The organism is Actinomadura soli (assembly GCF_005889715.1).
GTDB lineage: Bacteria > Actinomycetota > Actinomycetes > Streptosporangiales > Streptosporangiaceae > Spirillospora > Spirillospora soli.
Map to the genome: position 1 here is coordinate 21,705 of NZ_VCKW01000098.1, position 7,243 is coordinate 28,947.

Below are 7,243 nucleotides of genomic sequence, written 5' to 3' on the forward strand. Positions count from 1 at the left end.
GTTTGACCTGACTTGACCTGATCTGATCTGCCCTGATCTGACCAGGCGGGATGGGATGGGATGTGTTTCGTGCTCGTCCGTCCTCTGCCGGTCGTTCCGTCTGGGGGTAAGTCATATGCCCCTGCGGGTGGTCCACCTGAAGGTCGGTCGGTCCGTCCGTGGGGCCAGGCCGTTGGGGGAGGTGGTCGTTCCCCTGTGGGGTGGTTGTCCAGGGGTTGGCCATTTGTCCTGGTGGGGCATCTGCTGTGGGTGGGTCAGTCTGTCCAGATGAGGGTGTTTGTTACTTCAACGCCTAGTTCGCCGGCGGTGGAGAAGACGCTGCCGGTGCGGCCGCCGGTCTCGGCGCCGCTCGACCAGTACGACTGGGCGTAGATGACGTTCGAGCCGCGCGTCCACGAGCGCGTCCAGTAGGCGGGGTTGGCCCGAGGTTGTGGGAGGCCGCTCGCGTCGGACGGGGTGAGCAGCAGCGGCCAGCCCTTGCTGGACGTGACCCGGCTGACGCTGGACGCCGCCGACGGGCTGGTGAACTTCGCGATCGACACCGAGGTGATGATGTTCCTGGACGGGTTGGCGTAGACGGCCGAGTGCATCACCCCGATGCACGGGTAAGCGCGCAGCGTCGTGCGCAGCTTGGTGTTGGCGCGGGTGATGCACGACGCGGTGCGGGTGCCCGCCCGGGTGAAGGTGTTGCCCTTCGCGGTCCGGATGGTCGGGCCGAGGACCGAGGTCGGGTCCGACCCGCCTCCGCTGGACTCCGTGGGACTGGGCTCCGGGGAGTCGATGGGCGAGGACGGCGTGTACGAGGGGAACGAGGACGTCCTGCTGGAATCGTTGTCGTCGCTTTCCAGGACGAGGAAGGCGCCGATGCCGACCAGGGCCAGGACGCCTACCACACCGATGATCAGCAGAGGGACCAGTGCCCCGCCACCGCCGCGCGGCGGTGGGGGAGGCGGCGGGAAGCCGTGCCCCCCGGGCAGCGGCGGTCCTGGTGGCGCGGGCGGCGGAAAGCCGGGGCCGCCAGGGGGCTGACCAGGCCATTGGGGGGAATTCATGAACGCTCCGTGCTGGTCTCTATGGCGGGGTGGCGATTTCGGTCGGACCAGAGTAGCGGTCGGGAGTTGGCGATTTCACAGGGGATGGTAGGTATGACAGGGATGCGCGTGCCCGCGGACTGCGGCGGCGCTCGCGGATGTCTCATAGGGTTGCGTTGGAGAGGGGAGGCAGGTGTCCGACTCAAGCCGGCGACCGTCCGCCGCGCACGGTGACGGCCCGCTCAGTCCGCCCGACGCTGGGGTGACCCGATGAGCAGTGACCTGGTGGCGCTGGTGCGCCGCCGTCCGGATGTGCACGCCGTGGCCGATGGCATGATCGCCATGGGTGAGGCACTGGAACTGCGCGGCGGGGAACCCGAGCCGACTCTCGTCTACGACACCGAGGGTCGGCTGCTCGTCTCGATCGAGGACGCGGTGCAGGTGTCGGCGCAGAGCGAGCTCCGGCGGCTGCTCGGCGCCGATTTCGCCGAACGCGTGACCGCTCCCGTGTGGTGGGTCGACGTCCGTGCCGTGGCCGACCTGCCCGACGCGACGCGGATCGCCCGCAAGTTCGCCGAGTCGCTGGTGCACTGGGCCGGTGGGACCGTCTATCCGGACGGGACGAGCGAGGCCCCTGCCCGCAGTTGGAAGGCGTCCGAGCAAGGCGGCGGCCCGGGCGGCGGCGCCCCCGGACAGGACGGTGCCGCCTACCACGGCGGAGTCATCGGCGGTTAAGGCCCCGAGTTCCGAGCCCCGAGGCCTGAGGCTGGGGTCGTGGTGGTCGCCCGTCGCGCGGTGCGTCATTGGGCACATGTGGCTGGCGGGTGGGTTATGTCCAGTCGCGGGTCAGGTCGAGGGTCCAGGGGACGGCGTTCCAGGGGCTGGTCGCCTCGGTGGCGAGGTCGTCGATGAGGCGCTGGTACTCGGAGTGCGACTTTCCGCCGCCGCCCGACCAGAGCAGCCGGCCCTGCAGGTAGCAGGTCGCCATGTCCCGCCAGGACGAATAGCGCCGCTGGATGTCGATCGCCAGCGGAAGCATCCGTTCCCAGCAGTACTCCTCTGTGAGCCAGCCCACCATGTGGCCCCAGCGGTAGAGCATGAGGGCTCGTCCGTAGTCCCAGATGAGGAAACGTCCCACGTTGGCCCGTAGCGCGGGGTCGGCGAGGACCTTGAGGCGGTGCAGTTCCTCGGACGCGTGGTTGCGGTCGTTGAAGAGCTGGTGGAGGAACTGGGCTAGTTCGGCGCCCTCCTCGCTGACGTCCGCGCCGGGCTCGTCGCGCAGCACCCCCGGGACGAGCCTGGCGTACGAGCCGCCCTCGTCGCCGTACCGGACGCGCACCAGCTCGATGAGCCGCTCGACGAACGGGGGTTCGAGCTCGTCGCGGGCGATGAGGCCGTCGACCTCGCGCAGCAGCGTCCCGTACTCCTGCTGCGCGGCGGGGGAGCGGGTGGCGAGGTCGGCGTCCTGGGTGAAGTCGGCGCGGTGCCCGTCCTGGACGAGCCAGTTGACGGCGCCGAGGAGCTGTTCTAGGTCGTAGGCGCCCCACGGGTCGTGGAGGAGTTCCTGGGCGGTGCGCCGGTCGGCGGTCGCCGCGTCCGCGCCGGGGGCCGTGCCGAGCCGGTCGAGCCGGAACCCGTTGATCGCGCCGTAGGGAGCGCTGGCCGCGATGATCCAGCGCTGCACGGGGGTGAGACCGCCGCCGGTGGCGAGGTCTCTGCCGGTGGCGAGGTCTCTGCCGGTGGTGACGTCGTCGGTGGTGGCGATGGCGGGCGGGCCGGGGGCGGAGATCAGTTCCCACAGGCGCCGCTGGAACTCCCTGGCCTCGCGCTCCTCGCCGCCGGAGAACCCGGCGAGCAGCTTGCGGAGGGACGGATGCCGGACGTACAGGCGGCGCAGGAACCGTCCGTCCTTCCAGACGAGGTGCTCGGGACGCAGGTCGCCGAACGGGATGCGAGTCCGCCGGTGCACCATCGCCTGTTCCGCGAACCGCAGCTCCAGGACGGACCACAGGCGGCGCAGCGGCGTGAAGCGCAGCAGCAGGACGAGCCCGAGCAGGCCCGCGCCGGGTGCCAGCGCCCATCGCGCCGCGTCCTGCAGACCCGTCAGGGACAGGACGGCGCCGGTGAGCAGCAGCCCGACGCCGCAGCCGCCGAGGGCCCGGCTGAACCAGCCGGTCGTCAGGGCGCGGGAGCCCTCGATGCGGAGCACCGCCTCGTCGCCGTCGAACTCGAACGATCCTTCGGCGAGCGTCCCCTTGACGGCCCGCTCAAGCGCGTCGAGCTGACCGGCCTGTCCCATGGGCAGGACCGTACCTCATCCCTTACCGGTAGATCATCAGCGGTGTGCGGAGTCTGTTGCGACGGGTGCCGAACGCCCGTTTCGAGGGTGGACGGCGCGATGGTCCGGTCTTGCTGAGAGGGGTGTTCAGGCGGACTGGAGGTGTTGCATCAGGATGCTGTGGCGCTGCCAGCCGTCCGCGGAGCGTCCGTCGCCGAGCGGGAAGAAGGTCAGCGGGGCGCGGGGCGGGCCGACCTGCTGGCCGGGCAGGCCGTTCGGGCCGCTGACGGTCCCCGCGACGGCGAGCGCGACGGGGGCCGGGGCGCCCGTCCAGCGCGGCTCGGTGGTGAGATCGGCGCGGCCGGGCGTGACCTGGACGAACAGGGACGCGACCGTCTGGTCGGCGGCGAGCGCGCCGACGAGCGTCGGCAGGTGCTGCAGGGGCGGCGGGTCCTCCGGCATGTAGCCGACGGTGACGGTGCTGACCTCGGCGACGACGCCGCCCGCGCCCGCGGTGAAGTCGCAGATCGCCTGGGCGGGACGGGGACCGTCGCCGCCGACGATGAGCCGGGCGGTGGACCGTCCCCGCGCGTACTCGGTGAACCGGTCGGCGCGCCAGGGGTGCTCCAGCGGCTCGGCGGCGCCGAGCGCGCCCGGGGGCTTGCCGGTGAGGAGCTGCAGGAGCCGTTCGACGGGCCCGCCGAGGTCGCCTTCGGGGCCGTGCCTGGTGCGGTAGACGAGGGTGAGCTGCGAGCCGATCCGGGCAGTGGGACGGGTGGTGAACCCCGGCGCGTAGTCGCGGGCCTCGGGGACGGGGACGAACGTCGTCCCGTTCCACTTCAGCGGACGTCCGGTCAGGCCCTCGTAGTAGCCGTCGCCGTTGCGGACGACCCATTGCATCTCGTTCCCGGACGCGGCGGTGCGCAGGGGGAGCGAGAGCCGGGAGTCCAACGGCGTGACGAGCTGCAGGGTGCGGCCGCTCGCGGTGCAGTCGCCGAGAGCGTTGTTCAGCCAGGCGCTCAGCGGCACCAGCGGCCTGTCCTGCAGCACGACCATCGCCTGGTCGGTCAGCGCGTCTACTGTGCTCATCTTTGGAGGAGTCTAGCGACCGGGGCCCGGCCGTGGCGGCCCCACCGCCGTCCCGCCGGCCCGCCGGGCGCATCCGAATTCGCTGTGACCCCCGTGGCTCCTGTCCATCTTGTGCTGAAATGTTACGGATGCAGCGAGCTGCCGCGCCGTCCTCCGTGTACCACGCCTACGACGCCTCGCCGGCACCGGAACCGCCGGTGCGGGGGCGCCTGTGGCGCGTGCTCGGCTGGGTGTCGATCGTCCTGTCGGTGGCGCTCGTCGGCACCAGCCTCACCGCGTACGGGTTCTGGCGCCGCCTCGACGGCCAGATCGACCGCGAGAACGTGGAGGGACGGCTCGGCGACGACCGGCCGGAGAAGCTCAACAACTCGCTGAACATCCTGCTGATGGGGTCGGACAGCCGCAAAGGCGAGAACGCCCGCTACGGCTCCGAGGCAGGGCAGCGGTCCGACACCACGATCCTGCTGCACATCTCGCCCGGCGGCGAGAGCGCCATCGGCATCAGCTTCCCGCGCGACTCGATGGTGCCGATGCCGCCCTGCAAGAAGAAGGACGGCACGACCGTCCCGGCCCAGTTCGGGATGATCAACGTGGCGTTCTCCAACGGCGGCCCGGCCTGCACCTGGCGGACCATCGAGTCACTCACCAAGATCCACATCGACCACTACGTCGAGGTGGACTTCGCCGGGTTCAAACGGGTCGTGGACGCGCTCGACGGCGTGGAGATCTGCGTCCCCCGCCGCATCGACGACCCCAAGGCCGAGCTGCACCTCAAGGCGGGACGCCAGGTCGTCCGCGGCGAGCAGGCCCTCGGCTACGTCCGCACCCGGTACGTCCTCGGCGACGGCTCCGACCTCGACCGGATCAAGCGGCAGCAGGCGTTCATGGGGTCGGTGGTGAAGAAGGCCACCGACAAGGGCATGCTCACCGACCCGGGACGGACGTACGAGTTCCTGTCCGCCGTCGCCAAGTCGATCAAGGCGGACGACAAGCTCACGCTCTCGGTGATGCAGAAGCTCGCGGGCAGCCTGCGCGGCATGAGCGCCGGGAAGGTGCGGTTCGTCACCGTCCCGGTGCAGGCGTATCCGCAGGACACTAACCGCGTGCAGTTCAACCAGGCCCTCGCCGGGCCGCTGTTCAGGGCCGTCCGGGAGGACAACAAGCTCCCCGAGCCCGCTCCGCCGACACCTGTCGCCGCGCAGAACAAGGTCCAGCCCGTCCCGCCGGAGCAGGTCAGGGTCGCCATCTACAACGCGACCGGGACCCCGGGCCTCGCGCAGCGGACGGCAGACCAGCTCACCGAGCGCGGCTTCAAGGTCGTCAAGGTCGGTACGAGCACGAAGCGCTACGCCCGCACCCAGATCCTGTACGGAGTGGGCGCCGAGCGGCAGGCCGCCCGTATGGCGATCGCGCTGCCCGGCCATGAGCCGCGTCCGGGGAAGTCCGCCAAGCCCGGCTACGTCTACCTGGTCATCGGCAAGGACGGCGCCGCGCTCCGCGGCCCCAACGCGGCGGTGCCGAAGGTGGCGGGAGAGATCCGGGCCGATCGGGACATCTGCGCGAACAGCTGACGTGACGCGTCCGCGCCGGGGCTTGGCCGCCCCGGGGTGTCCGGTCTCGGCCAGGGGCGTCTCGGCCAGGGGCGTATCGGCCCGTCCCGGTCCTGGCGCTTTGGTCATGGCGTTCACGATTGTCGTGAGAGACCGGTATCTTGGCCCGCGCGTACCAACAGCTCCCCGCGCAAACCAATATCCCCGGTGAAGCGTCACAACTACGACAACTCACCCGAATCCTCCCGACCTCTGCCCCGAGGAGCCGCTCCCCGCCACGGGCTCTGCCGGGCGCTCACGCCCCCTCGGAACGGACGCATGCAGCCCGAACCCTTCACCCTGCTGATGACCGTCTACGGCGGTGATCGTGAGGAGCACGTCCGGGTCGCGTTCCGCAGCGCCGTGCACGACCAGACGCTCCGTCCCGACCAGGTCGTCCTGGTGCAGGACGGCCCGGTCTCCGAAGCGCTGTCGGCCTGCCTGCGCGAACTCGTCGCCGGCAGCCCCGCCGAGGTGTCGTTCGTCCAACTGGAGCACAACCGCGGGCTCGGCCCCGCCCTGGATGCGGGCCTGCGCGCCGCCCGGCACGACATCGTCGCCCGGATGGACGCCGACGACATCGCCATGCCGCACCGGTTCCAGACCCAGGTGCCGCTGGTCCGCTCGGGCGCCGACCTCGTGGGCGGCGGCCTGCTGGAATTCGGCACCGACGTCTCCGACATCGTCGGGCAGCGCATCCCGCCGAGCGACCCCGCCGACATCGCCCGCTACTCCCGCCTGCACGACCCGTTCAACCACCCGACCGTCGTCTACCGGCGCAGCGCCGTCGTCGCGGTCGGCGGCTACGGCGACCTGCCGCTGATGGAGGACTACTGGCTGTTCGCGCGGATGATCGCGAACGGCGCGCGGGTCGTGAACGTCGCCGAGCCGCTCGTCTACTACCGGGTGGGGGACGGCGCGTACGAGCGGCGCGGGGGCCGTGACCTGCTGCGCTCGGAGCTCCGGCTCCAGCGGGAGATGCTCGGCGAGGGCTTCATCTCCCGTCCCCAGTACTGGCGCAACGTCGTCGTCCGCGGCGGCTACCGCCTCGTCCCGACCCTCATCCGGCGGCCCTTCTACCGGATGGTCGTCGCCCCTTACGGAGCGCGCCGCAACCGGTCCCGCGAACGCGCCGACGCCGCTGCGCCGGCAGTGGTGGCGGCCTTGACGTACGTCCCACGTCACGCCCGTCAGCACGAGCAGACCCGCGCGCCGGTAGCGCCCCTCCCGGCACCGACGGAACCGCCCTGTCTCTT

Annotated in this window: 6 protein-coding genes; 3 read left to right on the plus strand and 3 right to left on the minus strand. The window is 71.2% G+C overall.

The window, feature by feature from the left end; translation table 11 throughout:
• Positions 1-254: 254 nt before the first annotated feature.
• Complete coding sequence (locus ETD83_RS19920) at positions 255-1,052, minus strand: hypothetical protein (RefSeq protein WP_171064335.1); 798 nt, start codon at positions 1,050-1,052, stop codon at positions 255-257.
• A gap of 249 nt (positions 1,053-1,301) precedes the next feature.
• On the opposite strand from ETD83_RS19920, the gene ETD83_RS19925 reads away from it, so the two are divergent.
• Entirely contained in the window at positions 1,302-1,766 is a 465-nt protein-coding gene (locus tag ETD83_RS19925; RefSeq protein WP_205717779.1) for a hypothetical protein, read from the plus strand.
• Between the two features lie 94 nt (positions 1,767-1,860).
• Here the strand turns inward: ETD83_RS19925 and ETD83_RS19930 are convergent, their stop codons facing one another.
• A complete protein-coding gene (locus ETD83_RS19930; RefSeq protein WP_138646651.1) occupies positions 1,861-3,330 on the minus strand; it encodes a DUF1266 domain-containing protein in 1,470 nt (489 codons plus the stop codon).
• A gap of 126 nt (positions 3,331-3,456) precedes the next feature.
• A complete protein-coding gene (locus tag ETD83_RS19935) occupies positions 3,457-4,398 on the minus strand; it encodes a DUF6177 family protein (protein WP_230421037.1) in 942 nt (313 codons plus the stop codon).
• Between the two features lie 128 nt (positions 4,399-4,526).
• Between ETD83_RS19935 and ETD83_RS19940 the strand changes: the two genes are divergently transcribed.
• Together ETD83_RS19940 and ETD83_RS19945 are read left to right on the plus strand one after the other, a co-directional pair.
• Positions 4,527-5,969 carry an LCP family protein gene (locus tag ETD83_RS19940; RefSeq protein ID WP_138646652.1) on the plus strand — a complete coding sequence of 481 codons (1,443 nt, stop codon included), beginning with the start codon at positions 4,527-4,529 and terminating at the stop codon, positions 5,967-5,969.
• A gap of 297 nt (positions 5,970-6,266) precedes the next feature.
• Positions 6,267-7,243: glycosyltransferase (locus tag ETD83_RS19945; protein WP_138646653.1), on the plus strand; the 977-nt coding region annotated here is incomplete at its 3' end.